17 protein-coding genes are annotated in these 15,640 nt (G+C 43.4%); 5 read left to right on the top strand and 12 right to left on the bottom strand.

Annotated elements, in window-relative coordinates; translation table 11 throughout:
- Window positions 1–4: 4 nt before the first annotated feature.
- Complete coding sequence (locus LWP20_RS03570; protein ID WP_242926732.1) at window positions 5–1,099, bottom strand: acyltransferase family protein; 1,095 nt, start codon at window positions 1,097–1,099, stop codon at window positions 5–7.
- 165 nt (window positions 1,100–1,264) lie between these two features.
- Here LWP20_RS03570 and LWP20_RS03575 point away from each other — a divergent pair, with 165 nt between their 5' ends.
- The 4 genes from LWP20_RS03575 (at window position 1,265) to LWP20_RS03590 (ending at window position 4,242) form a co-directional block, all read left to right on the top strand.
- Window positions 1,265–1,702 carry a RidA family protein gene (locus LWP20_RS03575; protein ID WP_242926733.1) on the top strand — a complete coding sequence of 146 codons (438 nt, stop codon included), beginning with the start codon at window positions 1,265–1,267 and terminating at the stop codon, window positions 1,700–1,702.
- A 20-nt stretch (window positions 1,703–1,722) separates the two neighbouring features.
- The gene (locus tag LWP20_RS03580) at window positions 1,723–3,531 is read left to right on the top strand and encodes a MutS-related protein (RefSeq protein ID WP_242926734.1); all 1,809 of its coding nucleotides are present in this window, start codon (window positions 1,723–1,725) and stop codon (window positions 3,529–3,531) included.
- Window positions 3,532–3,647: 116 nt separating this feature from the next.
- The gene (locus tag LWP20_RS03585; protein ID WP_242926735.1) at window positions 3,648–3,890 is read left to right on the top strand and encodes a hypothetical protein; all 243 of its coding nucleotides are present in this window, start codon (window positions 3,648–3,650) and stop codon (window positions 3,888–3,890) included.
- A 40-nt stretch (window positions 3,891–3,930) separates the two neighbouring features.
- Window positions 3,931–4,242, top strand: coding sequence for a hypothetical protein (locus tag LWP20_RS03590; RefSeq protein ID WP_242926736.1), 312 nt, complete (start codon window positions 3,931–3,933; stop codon window positions 4,240–4,242).
- 70 nt (window positions 4,243–4,312) lie between these two features.
- Here LWP20_RS03590 and tsf read toward each other — a convergent pair whose 3' ends face one another.
- The 6 genes from tsf to LWP20_RS03620 all read right to left on the bottom strand — a co-directional run bounded on the left by tsf (window position 4,313) and on the right by LWP20_RS03620 (window position 9,454).
- On the bottom strand, window positions 4,313–5,149 hold the full coding sequence (gene tsf, locus LWP20_RS03595; protein ID WP_242926737.1) for a translation elongation factor Ts: 837 nt from the start codon (window positions 5,147–5,149) through the stop codon (window positions 4,313–4,315).
- Between the two features lie 220 nt (window positions 5,150–5,369).
- Window positions 5,370–6,137 (bottom strand): 30S ribosomal protein S2, encoded by a 768-nt coding sequence (gene rpsB / locus LWP20_RS03600; protein ID WP_242926738.1) that lies wholly within the window; start codon window positions 6,135–6,137, stop codon window positions 5,370–5,372.
- A 21-nt stretch (window positions 6,138–6,158) separates the two neighbouring features.
- Window positions 6,159–6,545, bottom strand: coding sequence for a 30S ribosomal protein S9 (rpsI, locus tag LWP20_RS03605; RefSeq protein ID WP_242926739.1), 387 nt, complete (start codon window positions 6,543–6,545; stop codon window positions 6,159–6,161).
- A 5-nt stretch (window positions 6,546–6,550) separates the two neighbouring features.
- Entirely contained in the window at window positions 6,551–7,000 is a 450-nt protein-coding gene (rplM, locus tag LWP20_RS03610) for a 50S ribosomal protein L13 (RefSeq protein ID WP_242926740.1), read from the bottom strand.
- A 320-nt stretch (window positions 7,001–7,320) separates the two neighbouring features.
- Window positions 7,321–9,087 carry a M56 family metallopeptidase gene (locus tag LWP20_RS03615; protein ID WP_242926741.1) on the bottom strand — a complete coding sequence of 589 codons (1,767 nt, stop codon included), beginning with the start codon at window positions 9,085–9,087 and terminating at the stop codon, window positions 7,321–7,323.
- Between the two features lies 1 nt (window position 9,088).
- A complete protein-coding gene (locus LWP20_RS03620) occupies window positions 9,089–9,454 on the bottom strand; it encodes a BlaI/MecI/CopY family transcriptional regulator (RefSeq protein ID WP_242926742.1) in 366 nt (121 codons plus the stop codon).
- A 190-nt stretch (window positions 9,455–9,644) separates the two neighbouring features.
- Between LWP20_RS03620 and LWP20_RS03625 the strand changes: the two genes are divergently transcribed.
- Window positions 9,645–10,628, top strand: a complete 984-nt coding sequence (locus LWP20_RS03625; RefSeq protein ID WP_242926743.1) for an NAD(P)H-quinone oxidoreductase — start codon at window positions 9,645–9,647, stop codon at window positions 10,626–10,628.
- A gap of 58 nt (window positions 10,629–10,686) precedes the next feature.
- Here LWP20_RS03625 and LWP20_RS03630 read toward each other — a convergent pair whose 3' ends face one another.
- From LWP20_RS03630 to recA, 5 genes are all read right to left on the bottom strand, one after another.
- A complete protein-coding gene (locus LWP20_RS03630; protein ID WP_242926744.1) occupies window positions 10,687–11,400 on the bottom strand; it encodes an RluA family pseudouridine synthase in 714 nt (237 codons plus the stop codon).
- Window positions 11,401–11,595: 195 nt separating this feature from the next.
- A complete protein-coding gene (locus LWP20_RS03635; protein ID WP_242926745.1) occupies window positions 11,596–12,633 on the bottom strand; it encodes a sensor histidine kinase in 1,038 nt (345 codons plus the stop codon).
- Window positions 12,634–12,636: 3 nt separating this feature from the next.
- Entirely contained in the window at window positions 12,637–13,326 is a 690-nt protein-coding gene (locus LWP20_RS03640) for a response regulator transcription factor (protein WP_242926746.1), read from the bottom strand.
- Window positions 13,327–13,540: 214 nt separating this feature from the next.
- Window positions 13,541–14,350 (bottom strand): DUF3108 domain-containing protein, encoded by an 810-nt coding sequence (locus LWP20_RS03645; RefSeq protein ID WP_242926747.1) that lies wholly within the window; start codon window positions 14,348–14,350, stop codon window positions 13,541–13,543.
- A gap of 170 nt (window positions 14,351–14,520) precedes the next feature.
- Window positions 14,521–15,561 (bottom strand): recombinase RecA, encoded by a 1,041-nt coding sequence (recA, locus tag LWP20_RS03650; protein ID WP_242926748.1) that lies wholly within the window; start codon window positions 15,559–15,561, stop codon window positions 14,521–14,523.
- Between the last annotated feature and the right edge of the window lie 79 nt (window positions 15,562–15,640).

Below are 15,640 nucleotides of genomic sequence, written 5' to 3' on the forward strand. Positions count from 1 at the left end.
AAGTTTAATCTTGCCCAACGGCTTTCGGTATGCTTAACCTTAACGCTACTAAATTCCGAACAATGTACTTAAATGCCATAGTTAAAGCTGTTACAACAAGCAGGTAAAGCAACGCCGCTACCCAAGACCATACTACAGACCGATTTCCTAAAGGAACAAAAGGCGCTCTGCAAAGCCCGTGTACAGCAAAAAAGTATAGCGAATTGTTGCCAAAGAAATTCAAAAGCTTTGCTGTTATACTTGTATCGGGTATTGTTATCTGGTTATAGGTTACTAAGAAGAATACTGGCACTAGTATACCCGATAATAACCAGATTTCAGCATTAAAAGCGCCTGCAGCAAACATGATTACGAGTAGCAGGAGCATGCCTTTACTTATTTTTACTTCCCTTTTTCTGGCAAAGTATATGCCCAGGCAAAACTCGGGCAGGTGGCCTAAAAGGTTAAGGCGAAAATATTCCATATAAGCAGGAGCGGAAGTCAGTACCAAAAGCTGAAGGAGAAGGCATGCAGCCGCTATGATAAATAATATTTTGCTATTCCGGATACGAAGTAGGAGCGGTGCAATTAAGTATAACTGGAATATGAGTGAGAAAAACCACCAGGGACCTGAAATACTAAAACCCTCACCGGGTAAAAAATTTGATAGCAGCGTGAGTTTTAAAAAAGCTTGCCAGGCAAAAATTGCGAGGTCCATGCCCTTAGCCGGAAACAAAACAGTTACAAGTGCTTTATAACTGAAGAGAAAAACAATAGCAAAAAATAGTGCCGGATAAAGCTTCTTTAAACGCTGCCAGATAAACAATTTATACTTTAAATAAGATGTGTTGCTGCATTTAACAGCAAGGCCATAGCCACTTAAAAATATAAATACCTGCACCGCATAATGCCCAAAAAACGAAAAAAGCTGTTTAACAGCATCGAGTGGTGTAGTTGCTAAATGATGCAGCAGGTTTAAAATATGAGAGATTGAGAACGTAAACTCGTTCTCGCCGGGTGCATTATCTAAGATATGGTAATAATTATGCAGCATGATAAGCAGGATAGCTATTCCCTTCAGGTGAGTAGTGGCTTGCAGGTCAACTTTTCTGATTATCATACAAGCTAAAATAGGAGATGCTTCCCTTATATCCTATTTCGGACTTGAGGCAAAGTATAAGCAGCGCTGCTTATGATCAAAGTATGAAATGCAGCTTCCTTAACTTTCCGGTTTATTGCTTACTTTTAAGAAGTAAAACCTGCATTCGAACAGAAATAATATACAATGGCAAACGATAACGAACTGTTAAATTCATCTAAAGCGCCAGAGCCTGTTGGCTTGTACCCGCATGCCCGCCGTGTTGGCAACCTGTTGTTTTTATCTGGGGTAGGCCCGCGCGAACGTGGCAGCAAAATAATACCCGGTGTAGAGCTGGACGAGCAAGGCAACATTGTCGCTTACGACATAGAAGCACAGTGCCACTCCGTTTTCCGGAATGTGCGTTATATTCTGGAAGATGCCGGTTCTGACTGGAGCCAGTTAATAGATGTAACCGTTTTTCTGACAAACATGAAAGACGATTTTGCTACCTATAACCGCATATACGCTGAATATTTTAAAGATAACCAGCCTTGCCGTACCACCGTGGAGATAAACAAATTACCCACGCCTATTGCCATAGAACTAAAGTGCATTGCCACCATAGGCGAAGTACAGAAATAGCAAGTATAAATACGAGAAAGTTGAGTAATAACAGAGAGCAGGAATTTAACCAAAGAGCTGCCACTTTTGCCGAAGAAGAGAAGCAAGCCGCATCTAAATCCAGGGTTGTATCGTGGTTGCGGGTGTTGGTATTTCTGGCTGGGTCCGGTGTGGCGTATTATTTTTTTAATGCAGGAGATAATGTAGCAGGTGCGGGCAGCATACTTGTTTTTTACCTGCTGTTTGTGCTGGTAATGCGCTGGCACAGTAAGCTCGATTATAAGTATAAACAATTGCAGTTGCTGCGCCAGATAAATATTAACGAAGTAGAGCGGCTTAAAGGTAACCTGGAGCAGTTTGATGGTGGTACCAGATTTATAGATGATCATCACCCGTATACTTCTGACCTGGACATTTTCGGGCCGCACTCACTTTTTCAGCTTTTAAACCGCTCTGTTACCAGTATTGGCAAGTATAAACTAGCCGATTGGCTTCGTAAGCCGGCACCTGCAAAAGTAGTTCTGGAGCGGCAGCAGGCCGTGGCAAACCTGGCACAACCGCAGCAACTTAATTGGGTGCAGCAGTTTTTAGCTATGCCCATGCATTATAAACATGCCGATGAGCCTTCAGCTGAATTCCTGAACTGGTTACAGCAAAGTGAGTTTTATAAAGACCGTCAATGGCTTAAAGTTGCTCTTTTTATACTTCCTATACTTACGCTTGCCGCAATTGCAGCCTGGTTTTACGGATTCAGCGGATACATCGCTGCCGGGTTTTTAGTAATTCAGTATATTCTTTCTTACCGTTTCCAAAGCCAGCGCGACGAATACTATGAGAAGAGTATAGAAATATATGAGGCCATGCGCAGCTATACTCAACAGTTACAGCACATAGAAAATCATACTTTCTCTGCTCCGGTTTTAGTTGATTTGCACCAAAAGCTAGTACAGAGAAACAACAAAGCCTCGGAGGCAATTGGCAAAATTGCTACCATAATCGATTACTTTTCCTGGCGGCTTAGCACCCTGATGAGCTTTTTCCTGAATACGATTCTAATGTGGGATTTCCTGTGGATCTACCGCCTGGAGAACTGGAAGCACAAGTATGTGGATCAGGTAAAGGATTCGCTGGAAGTATTGGCAAATTTTGAAGCGCTGGCAAGTATAGCCGCTTTTCAGTATGCCAATCCTACGTATGCAGTGCCGGAGTTAAGCAATCAGCCTTTTGAGTTTAGCGCCACTAAGCTGGCTCATCCGCTTATATTCTCGGTGCAGCGCGTAGCCAACGATTTTGAAATGCAGGGAGCCGGCAAAACCATGGTGGTTACTGGCTCTAATATGTCGGGTAAAACTACTTTCCTGCGCACGGTAGGTATAAATATGGTGCTGGCTTTTACAGGAGCTCCTGCCTGTGCCGCTAAGTTGCGGGTAGCGCCTGTGCAAGTATACACGGCTATGCGCACTGCCGATAATCTCTCTGAAAATACCTCCTCTTTCTACGCCGAACTTAAACGCCTGCGCATTTTGCTTACTATGACTGAAGGCCAAGAGCCGGTGTTTTACTTGTTAGATGAGATACTGAAAGGTACCAACTCCCGTGACAGGCACCTTGGGGCGATGTCGCTTATCAGGCAGTTGCATCAGCGTAACGCTTCCGGGCTAATTTCTACACACGATCTGGAACTTGGTGCTATGGAGGAGGAGCTGAAAGGCAGCGTGAACAACTATAGCTTTAACAGCGATATTATCGGCGATGAAATAAAGTTCGATTATAAACTGACCAAAGGTATTTGCCGTAGCTTTAACGCCAGCAAGCTCATGCAGCTAATGGGTATAGCTATTGAAGAGTAACTATAGACAGAGGAGTTTTTGACAATATTTTTAATCCCTCTCTTGAGGGGTAGGGGTGGGTTAAACTTGCTCCTGTTTAGCACATTAACACATAAACCAATTAGCACTTTAAAACCATGAGAGTAGTAGCCGATATACCAAACCCACACGTTAAAATTACCTTGCACTCCTATAATAACAAGTATATTATAAAGCTGGAGAAGGCCAACCTGGAGCAGATCTATAAGATTGAAGAAACCGAAGTAATGGGCGATGAAGGTGTTATAGCTCTACTGGATGAGGATTTTATTGAGGCCGTAGTTAATCGTTTTATAGATATGCGCGATGCTTTTGTAAGTACTTTGCGACGACATAATTAGAATTTTGCTATATTAGGACTGATTTAGCAAACTCTATAATATGAGAAAGTATACTCTGAACATACCAAGTTTCACACTACATCTGATCTTTGGCAGCCTTTTGTTAGGTGTAATTAGGATTATGCTTTCAGTTTATGATATTGTTGAGACAGGTAGTTTATTGAGCTCAATCATTAAGTATGTCTCTGGAGCTATGCTCTTGGCAGGTATAATATTACGCTTATATGAGGCAAAGCATCTTGGTAGCTTTAATTCACTTATGATACGTTTAGCTATTGGCGCTGCTATTGTTATTGTTATGCTTCTGACTAACCTAATGCATACACCAACCTTTTTGAAAGATCTTTTCTAAAAAATTGTGGTATAGGATATAAAAAAAGCCCGCTGAAAGCGGGCTTTTATACTTTAAGCAGAGCTATAGATTATGCACCGATAGCAACACGCTTGAACTCAGTAATTGTTAGACCCTTGCTAGTCTTCTCAAGCAGCTGAGAGATAGTTAAAGAAGAATCTTTAACGAACTCCTGGTTTAACAGAGTGCTTTCTTTGTAGAACTTGTTCAGTTTACCCTGAGCAATTTTCTCAAGCATAGCCTCTGGCTTACCTTCCTGGCGCGCCTGGTCTTTACCGATCTCAATTTCACGCTCTACAGTAGCTGCATCAACACCGTCTTTGTCAAGTGCGATTGGCTTCATAGCCGCGATCTGCATTGCGATATCTTTACCAACTTCAGTTACATCAGTACCGTTTGTGTTGTTCAAACCTACAAGTACCCCTAATTTACCGTTAGAGTGGTTGTAAGCTACAACTTTCTCAGCCTTTACAGTTTCGTAAGAAACTACATCGATCTTCTCACCAATTTTACCCATCAGGTCAGTGATGTGGTCCTGAAGCGAACGACCATCAGCCTGTGAAGCAGCAAGTAAATCTTCTTTAGTAGCAGCGTTTGTAGAAACAGCAGCTTCCAAAACAGCTTTAGCCAGGTTTTGGAAATCAGCAACTTTAGATACAGGCTCAGTTTCGCAAGCCAGAGCAACTACTTTACCAGTAGTACCATCTTCGCTTACCTGAGTCAGAACTATACCTTCAGATGTTGCGTTGTCAGCACGCTTGCTAGCGATTTTCTGACCTGCTTTACGCAAAATATCTTTAGCCGCTTCAAAATCGCCGTTTGCTTCAGTAAGCGCTTTTTTGCAGTCCATCATACCAGCACCAGTTTCCTGGCGAAGTCTGTTAACGTCTTGTGCTGTAATAGCCATCTTTCTATAATTAAGAATTATGAATTAAGAATTACGAATATACTTGTTGGGTTTATCGGAAAGCTCCACGTTATACCTTGACTACTTCCGGACACGCAATTTTAAAGTCTTATGTCCTGCGTCTGATATCTTGTGTCTCTCCAATGCCCTAAAACAAACTGAACATTGAAGCAGCTTCGCCCAATGTTCAGTTTGTATAAAATGCAATATGAACTATTGACTATTGCTCGTCAGCTTCTTGCTTAGCCTTGATGCCTTCTTCTTCAGAACGCTTACGCTCAGTCTCTTCTTTGTCAACCTTACGCTCAGACAGACCCTCTTCAATTGCTTTACCGATGATAGACACGATAAGAGCGATTGATTTAGAAGCATCGTCGTTAGCCGGGATTGGGAAGTCTACCAGCTCTGGGTTAGAGTTAGTATCGCAGATAGCGAAAACTGGTAAGTTTAATTTCTGAGCTTCTTTTACAGCAATGTGCTCACGCTTAACGTCAACGATGAACAGGGCTGCAGGCAGTCTTGAAAGATCTGCGATACCACCAAGTACACGCTCCAGTTTCTCACGCTCGCGAGAAAGCATTAGCTTTTCACGCTTTGCGATAGCTGCATAAGCTGTATTGTCTTTAATCATTTTGTCGATAGTCGACATTTTCTTCAAAGACTTACGAACAGTTGCAAAGTTAGTAAGCATACCACCTAACCAACGATCTGCAACATAAGGCATTTTAAGACGCTTAGCCTCTTCAGCCACGATGTCCTGAGCTTGCTTTTTAGTAGCTACGAACATGATCTTGCGGCCAGACTTAGCGATGTTCTTGATAGCTGAAGTAGCTTCATCAAGAGCAGCCAAAGTTTTGTTCAAGTCAATGATGTGGATACCGTTCTTCTCCATGAAGATATATGGAGCCATTTTCGGATCCCACTTTCTGGTAAGGTGACCGAAGTGAACACCTGCCTCAAGTAATTCTTTATAATTAGTACTTGCCATGTTGTTGATACACCTAAAATATTAACGTTTACTGAACTGGAATGAACGACGTGCTTTACGCTTACCGAACTTCTTACGCTCCACCATACGTGGGTCACGAGTGATGAAACCTTCTTTGCGAAGAGCTGATTTGCTCTCGGCGTTCTCTACTACCAGTGCTTTTGAGATAGCAAGTCTTAGTGCTTCAGCCTGGCCGCTTACACCACCACCTTTTAGATTAGCAGTAACATCGTACTTGCCAATTAGATCCAAGGTTTTGAACGGCTGATTAACTATAGTTTGCAATACTTCGCTAGGGAAGTATGTCTTAATATCTCTACCGTTAATAGTGATAATCCCTTGCCCAGGCGTCATGTAGATGCGCGCCACCGAGGTTTTTCTTCTACCAGATGTATTGATAATTTCCATTAAAATTAGATGTTGAAGGTTAATGCTTTAGGCTGCTGAGCTGCAAATGGATGCTCGCTTCCTGTAAAAACATGAAGATTTCTGAATAGCTCGCGACCTAGTGGGCCTTTAGGCAACATGCCACGAACAGCGCGCTCTACCAGCAGCGTTGATGATTTAGCCTTTAGCTCACGTGGAGAAGTCTTCTTCTGACCACCTGGGTAACCAGTGTGTGTCAGGTAGTACTTCTGATCCCACTTACGGCCAGACAACAGCAGGTTGTCAGAGTTGATAACGATTACGTTATCGCCGCAGTCAGCATTAGGCGTGTATGAAGGTTTGTGTTTACCCTTCAGGATCTTGGCGATCTCAGATGCCACACGACCCAAGTTTCCTTGCCCTGCATCAACAATAACCCAGCCTTTGTTGGCTGTCTTTTTGTTGACAGTAAGGGTCTTATAACTTAAATGATCCATTTTTAGTGGTTGTAAGCGATTTATTTAACTATTTAATTTTCTTTCGAATCTTGAAAATGGACACAAAGATAGATGCTATTTATTTGATATGCAACATGTCCTTAATAAAATGCTGAAAGTAAGCACAGTAGTAGCGTGTTATAAAAGCTTGCAAAGCTCTGGACAAAATAAAAGCACTGAAGAATCCGGGTTTTTGATTCTTCAGTGCTTAAATGTTAGCTATACTTTCAGGCTTTGTATCTTATGGTAGGTGGAGGGAATATACTGGTAGTTTGCCTTACTTTGGGCATTGTTCAGATCATTATCCACCCTACTAAAATCTACTTTTTAGTATAAACCATGATTACGCCATTACTGGCTTTTGGCCCATATTTCTGCACCATCTTCTCGCTGTTTTTCAATATACTTACAGCTTTAATGTCATCAGGTGCAAGCTGTTTTATTTTCTCCATGCTAACCTCTTTGTCATCAAGAATATAAACTGCGTTAGTCGGTAAGGTATCCAACGACTTAGATAAACTACCTTCTGGAAGTGCTTTGGCCTCAGCACTAGCGCTTTTTTGGTTTTTATCTGAACGGATGTCTTTCGTTGTTGTGATGTTTACTACGCCCTTTACCGCTTCGCCGTCTGCCATCTCTCTGGCCTTCTCACCTTTTACCACATCAACTTTTACGATTCTTTTTGGGTCTATACTTTTTATACTTGCTGCAGGCATGCGCTTGCCATCCACAAAGTATATCACGCTATCCTGCCCGGATCTGGTTATGGTAAAGCTGGTTTTTGCTGCCGGAATATTCTGCTGCTGGTTAGTGGTAGCATTTCCCTTTGCTTTGATCATGCTGGCTCCCGGAGAATTCTTTTGTTTGGCAGGAGATTCTACTCTAACAGGTGGCGGCGGAGGTGGCAGGTTTGGTAATGTACCATACTTAGCTTCTGCAGCTGGTATGCGGGGATTCTTGTTGTAATCGTATACTTCTGTCTCACCGTTTTTTAAGTAGATCACAATGGATTCCAGATTATACTCTTTCTTGTTGTTAAACTTCCAGCCTACTTGTTGTACACCAGGGTTGCGCTTAAGGAAATCCTTGTAATCTTCCGGCCATTTTGCTTTATCCTTGTAGTATTCTACTTCGTCGAGTTTAAAGATAAAGGACTCATCCTGGTTTGGTGGTGTGAAAGCTGGAGCCACACTGGTCGCTACTTTCGGAGCCGTCAGGGCTTTTGTGTCAGCACTTCTGAAAGCGAATAGCAACACAGTAACGAGAGGCAGTACAATCAGCAATTTTAGCTGATTTGCCTTAGAGCTTTGTTTTTTATTCATCATGACAATTCTTTGTTTAAGTGATGGGAAATTAAACTGATTGGCAATCTGAGGTTGCGTGGCGCCTACAACTTTCAGTAAAAGGTATTGGTATTCTCTTTTGTCTACACCAGTATCTACAACATGCTGGTCGGCAATAAATTCAAGGTTTTCTTTCACAGCTTTTTTTATGAGCCAGGCTCCGGGGTTAAACCAGTAAAACACAGTGCTCAGCTCAGTCAGCAGCACATCCAACGTATGCCAGCCGGTTATGTGTATCATCTCATGCCGAAGTATAGATTCGAGTTCTTCAGGCGTATGTTGAGCAGGATTCAGGTAGATGGTTTGCCAGAAAGAGAAAGCATGGCTCATACTTTTAACCTCTCTGAAACCGATGTTTTTATACTTGGCCGGCTCCGATGCTGCATGTAGTTTATAAAGCGATACAAACTGAAGTATAAAACGGACAAGCATAACTATAAGCCCGGCCCAGAACAGGTACACCGGCAGCTGCCAGTAATCAGAAGGAGTTGCCTGCGCAGCCGGCTGAGCTGCAATTGCCCAGGCAGGAATGGTTATCATATAGGCGTTGACAATTGGCTCGTGTGCTGCAAAAAGCCCGGCTAGGTCTATAAAAGGGTACACTGTGGAGAACACAATACCAAATACCAGGAAGAGGCGGTTTAAAGTATAAAATGTGAGCTTTCGCAGCACCAGTTGGTAAGCCAGGTAAAATAGAACCAGTGCTATGTTCACTTTCAGAAGGTATAAAAGCAGGGTCGGCATATTATTCAGCTTTTTTGTTTTCGATCATGTCAATAATCTCTTTCAGCTCTTCGGCGCTTATTTTCTGGTCTTTGGCAAAAAAGGCAACCAGTTCTTTGTAGGAGTTCTTAAAATAGTCGCCCACAAAACCGTTCATGAATCGCTTTTTATAGTCTTCAGCTTTTATGCGGGGTGTGTAGCGGTAGGTGTTGCCAAGTTTCTCGCTCTCCAGAAAGCCTTTTTTCTCCAGGTTCTTCACCGTAGAGGCCAGCGTAGTATAAGGTGGCTTAGGTTCTGGCATCTGTTCCAGGAAATCCTTTATAAAACCGCCTCCGGTAAGCCAGATGGTTTGCATGGCATCTTCTTCTTGTTGCGTTAGCTTTTCCATGTTATTACGATGTTTTCGTATAATTACGAAAGCTTCGTAATAAGGTCAAGCTTTTATTAATTATTTTTGATATTACTTTAAAGTATGATTGAAAGCCGGCTTTATACTGGTGTGAAAGAGTGGTGTATATTTACAGAAACTTCTTAAGTGATCTGGCGTCTAAACTATAACCTTACTATTCTGAAGCTATATGAAAGCCATACTTGTAAAACAGCCGGGCGGGCCGGAGCAACTTATGCTTGGAGAGTACGAGCAGCCATTGCCCGGCCCCTCTGAGTTGCTGGTAAAAGTACATGCCACTGCACTTAACCGCGCCGATACCTTGCAACGACAAGGGAAATACCCGCCGCCAAAAGGTGCAAGTCCATTATTGGGTTTAGAGATAGCGGGCGTAGTTGAAGAAGCTGGCATCAACTGCAGGCATTTTAAAAAAGGCGATAAGGTTTTTGGGTTACTGCCCGGTGGTGGCTATGCCGAATATGCCGTTATAGATGAAGCTATGGCCATGCCAGTGCCAGATAACCTGACTATGGAAGAAGCAGCGGCCATTCCGGAAGTGTTTTTAACAGCTTACCAGGCGCTGGTTTGGTTGGGTAAGTTACAGCCCGGCGAGCGTGTGCTTATACATGCAGGCGCCAGTGGCGTGGGCACGGCAGCCATACAACTAGCACTTGCACTTAAAGCGGAAGTGTTGGTTACTGCCTCAGAGAAAAAGATAGGTGCCTGCCTGGAGCTAGGAGCCCATAAAGCCATTAACTATAAAGAAGTGCCTTTCGAAGATGAGGTGTTGGCTTATACTAACTCGGAAGGGGTAGATGTGATCGTGGATTTCATAGCCGGACCATACTTTAAGCAGAACCTGGAATGCCTGCGCCTGGATGGAAGGTTGGTTATACTTGCCAGCCTGGGAGGTGGTAAAGTAGAAGAAGTGGACCTGCGCCAGATTTTAACGAAACACCTGCATATTATGGGCTCCACTTTGCGCTCACGTTCTCGTGATTACCAGATAAAACTTACTCATGACCTGCGGGAGTTTGCGCTGCCGCTTTTCCGGTTGGGCCAGCTAAGTCCTGTAATAGATACAGTATATGATTGGGAAGAAGTAGCCAAGGCGCACCGGTACATGGAAACCAATCAGAATATCGGTAAAATTGTGTTGCGCGTAAACAGCTAAAAGCAAAAAGGGGCGGAAGTAATCTTCCGCCCCTTTTTATACTTTATACTTGGTGTGCTTAACCGTGCTGGCGTAATTGTTTTACCAGTACTGCAAAATCTTTCGGATAAGGGGCCTCAATTTTAATTGGCTCATCATTCAGCTGTTTAAAACCGATTGTGTGCGAGTGCAGCGCAAATCGCTTAATCAGGGGCTGCTCTTCTGTCTGGTTCTTCAGGTTAAACTTGCGTTTGAGTGAGCTCAGGTAAAGGTGTTCGCCTCCGTATAGTTCGTCGCTTACAATAGGTGCCTTCAGGTAAGCCAGGTGCACGCGTATCTGGTGCAAACGGCCGGTAACAGGCATACATTCTATAAGCGTATGGCGGCTATAGTTCTCTAATGTAGTAAAATACGTTTCGGCCGGCTTGCCTTGTGGCGTAAGCTTGGCCACACCTTTGGCGCCTGCCAGTATAGAGCGGCTTACCAGCTCATCTTCAAATTTATGTGTTCCCCAGGCCACGGCATGGTATACTTTGTAAACCCCGCGGTGCTCAAACTGCATTGCCAGGTGGCGGTAAGCTTCCGGGTGTTTGGCAAAAACAAGGCAACCGGAGGTGTCTTTATCAAGACGGTGGCAAGCCTGAAGTTCCGGGTTATACTGCTTGGCAAGCTTTAGCAGGTGCGTAGTGTTGGGCGTGCGATCTTCTAATGTAGATAAAAACGGAGGTTTGTTTACCACCAGGTAGTCCTCGTCTTCGTGTATGATCAGGTCTTTAAAAACCGGGTATTTCATAAGGCAATGTATAAACTATGGCAGCCTGTGTAAAAGTATGGCTGCTTCTGACCTGCAAAGGTACGCAATTTTGGCGGTTATTTTATTGCATAACTATAGTTGCAGACATGCTCCTGATAAGCTGAAACTATAGCTTTTAACCTGTAACAGGAGGGCGCATGAAATAAATTTACTTTGGGTGTATAGTACCTGTGGCTAGTATTTAGCTTTCGATAATTTAAACTGAAGGGTACTGCCTTTGCCTACTTCACTTTTTACCGCAATAAAAGAGCGATGCGCTTCTACAATGTGTTTACAAATAGCTAGGCCAAGTCCGGTGCTGCTGGTGTCGCGGGAGCGGCTTTTGTCAATCCGGTAGAAGCGTTCGAAAATGCGGTTAATGTGTTCCTGCGCTATCCCTTTGCCGTCGTCTTTTACGCTGATCGTATACTTCTTTTTGCCTTCGACAAATGATATCCAAATGTTGCCATTTTTGCGGCCATACTTTATGGCATTATCTACAAGGTTAATAAACACCTGCCGGATGCGGTTACGATCGGCGTAGAGCATTATCTTGTGATCCGGATTAAGGTCGAGGTGAAGTTTGATGTGTTGGCTGGCGGCTTTCTGCTCCAGCAACTCAAAAACTTCTCTTACCAGCAAGACCACATCAAAATTTCGCTTTTGCATGGTTACCACGCCCTTTTCAAACTGCGAAATGCTGATCAGGTCCTGCACCAAGGCATCCAGCCCATCAAGGCTTTTGGCAGCTTTTTCCAGGAACTTATCGCGTACGTTGGGGTCGTCTACAGCGCCATCCAGCAAAGTATGGATAAAGCCTTGCGCGGCAAATATCGGGGTTTTTAGTTCATGCGATACATCGGCCAGAAACTCCCGTCGCATTACCTGCAGGTGCCGCAGCTCGTCTATTTCTTTTTGCTTTTTTTCGGTTATCTGGTAAATCTCGTCCTTAATTTTTGTGAGCGGATCAGATGTGAAAAGCGAACGGCTTTCGGCTTTTTTATACTCCTGCCTTTTTATCTTCTCGATGCTGGAGTATACATTTTTAACTTCCCGGAAAACCAATGCTTCGTAAGAGAAGTGTATGAGTAAAAAACAGCTGATAAACACAAAGGCAAGTGCAACAATAAGCCCCTGTGAAGAAAAGTAACTGGCTAAAGCAAGAAAAGCGGTAAGCACCAAAGCTACCGCCAGCGATATAAGCAGGGCAAGCGTTCGGGAGTTTAAATTCATACTTTAATCGATGTTGAATTTATAGCCCACGCCTTTAATGGTTTTAATATTGTCTTCACCGATTTTCTCGCGCACTTTTCGGATGTGCACATCCACGGTGCGGGCTATTACATACACATCGCTGCCCCAGATATTGTTCAATAACTCCTCGCGGGTAAATACTTTATTAGGTGTTGAGGCCAGGAATGCCAGCAGTTCAAATTCTTTTTTGGGTAAGGTTATTTTTTCAGGGCCTTTATACACAGCAAAGCTGGTGCGGTCTATGCGCAGGCCACCGGCTTCAATTATCTGTTCCTGCTGCTCCTGTTGTGCATCGCGGCGGGCAAAAGCTGCCAAACGGCTAAGCAGGGCGCGCGGCTTAATCGGTTTTGTTATAAAGTCATCTGCGCCGGCTTCAAAAGCGGCTACTTCCGAAAATTCTTCGGCGCGGGCTGTCAGGAAAATAATGTGTGTGTTGCGGAATTCGGACATGTGGCGCAACTCGCGGCAGGCAGCAATTCCATCCAGTACCGGCATCATCACATCAAGCAGTATTACATCAGGTTTAAAAGCTTTCGCGACTTCTATAGCTTTTCTGCCATTTTCTGCCTGCGCCACTTCATAGCCTTCACGTGTGAGGTTATAATGTAGCAGTTCGATGATATCCGGATCGTCGTCTACTATTAAGATCTTGTAGCTAGATGAAGGTTGCACAGTTTTATAGCTAGGGTTAAAGGTACTTATGCCGGAAAGCCTGCTATGAGTAATTCGCAAGTATAAATTTATACTTTGTTCTGCAGTTTTTCCTTATACAAAGGTACATATAGATAAGTAGTAAACTTACATGCTGTAAAATCATAACGTTTTCTTAACATGGTAAAGCGGGTAGGTTATTAAACAAAAAAGCCAGCATTGAGCTGGCTTCCTGTTATTTCTGGGCAATGTATATTTTGTGCTTCAGGTTCCGGTATTCGTAGAGGTCTACTTTAACGGCTCCTACAAACATCTCAGCCTGTATTAGTACCGGTATTTTGTTTTTATCATCAGATAAGTATACAGTTATAGCGTTTTCGCCTTTGAACATATCGTTTTTCGGCATTTTAGGCGTTAGCTTAATGGCTTTTATATTTCCTGCTTTTGTACTCACCGTTTCGCGGCCTTTGTAGGTAACAACCATATCAAAGGTTTCTTCATCAAAAAAGCCTTTTACATTTATTTTGTCGCCAATGTTTAAACGGTCGTAGTTAATGGTACGCAAAAAGTAAAAGCCGCTTACAATATCCTGCACGTTATCTGGCACTTTATAGGAAGCTGTCTGCTTATGTTTGGTCTTCTTCTTTTTCTCTACAAAAGCAGTATTGTTATAGTGGTTAAAATCCACTGTTTCGCGCTTGCGGTAGCTGCCTTCCTCAATATTGCGGAAAGAGCGCTGCGGTAAAATAGCCGATGTATCTATATAAGATTGCCATGTATCCCGGATCTTTATAAACAGATCGAAGGAGCTGTTGGTTTTGCCATATACAGTAGCACGGTAGCACATTCTGTCGTTTACACGGTGCAGGTTAGGCGAAATATCTATTATCGCCTCGGCTGCAGTTATAGGTCCGTAATGTACCTTATACTTTAAAATTTCGCCTTTAGAGAAGCTTTCATTGGGTATGTTGCGCATGGTGTCTTTCAGGGCAAAGCCAGACAGCACAGCTAGTAATAAAAGTATAACCGGGAATATCTTTTTCATAAGGGGTCTCATTATAGTTCCTGTATCTATAGTCAAACAACTATTATACCAACTACCATTGAGCTTTTACTAAGTTACTCAGTTCTTTTTTGTAACCAACAGTTTTAAAAGCAAAAAGGTGCTATAATTCTATAGCACCTTTTCTGTTACTTATTGTTCGGAAATAAAGTTCATTCGCCTGAGTTATCCTCAAGGGCAGCAGCTACTTTCTCCGGCTCGCCTTTAACAATAGCTCTGATTTTGCCTTCGATTTCTTCCTGCAGCTCCGGGTTATCAAGCAGAATCTGCTTCACGCCGTCGCGGCCCTGGCCTAACTTGTCGCCGTTGTACGAGAACCATGAACCTGATTTTTGTACCACGCCAAGCTCTACGCCCAGGTCAAGGATCTCACCTACTTTAGAGATACCCTCGCCGTACATGATATCGAACTCTACCACCTTAAATGGAGGTGCTACTTTATTCTTTACAACTTTAACGCGTGTACGGTTACCTGTAATGTTATCGGCAGATTCTTTGATCTGGCCAACACGACGAATATCTAAACGCACAGATGCGTAGAATTTAAGGGCGTTACCACCAGTAGTTGTTTCCGGGTTACCGAACATCACACCGATCTTCTCGCGAAGCTGGTTGATGAAGATACAGCAGCATCCGGTTTTGTTGATGGTACCAGTTAGCTTACGCAATGCCTGCGACATTAAGCGCGCCTGCAAGCCCATTTTGCTATCGCCCATATCGCCTTCCAGTTCGCCTTTCGGCACCAGTGCAGCAACAGAGTCAATAACTATGATATCGATAGCGCCTGAACGGATCAGATGATCGGCAATTTCAAGAGCCTGCTCGCCATTATCTGGCTGAGATATTAAAAGGTTTTCTGTATCGATTCCGAGTTTCTCGGCATATGCCTTATCGAATGCGTGCTCAGCATCTATAAACGCTGCCAGGCCACCATTGCGTTGTGCTTCTGCAATAGCATGCATTGTAAGCGTGGTTTTACCTGATGATTCAGGGCCGTAGATCTCGATAACACGGCCACGCGGCAAGCCGCCAATACCCAAAGCAATGTCAAGCCCAAGCGATCCGGTTGAGATTGCAGGAATGTCCTCTACCTTGTTGTCGCTTAACTTCATAACGGTTCCTTTACCGTATGTTTTATCGAGCTTATCAATAGTCAGCTGCAGGGCTTTAAGTTTTTCGTTGCTTACGCTCATGTGTGTTTGAATTATTAGCTTTATATTAAAGGTGAAATTACGACTTTCGGAGCCAAATTGCAAATTCTAAAAAGGTATT

Origin of the sequence: Pontibacter vulgaris, assembly GCF_022758145.1 — a bacterium.
In the GTDB taxonomy this organism is placed as follows: domain Bacteria; phylum Bacteroidota; class Bacteroidia; order Cytophagales; family Hymenobacteraceae; genus Pontibacter; species Pontibacter vulgaris.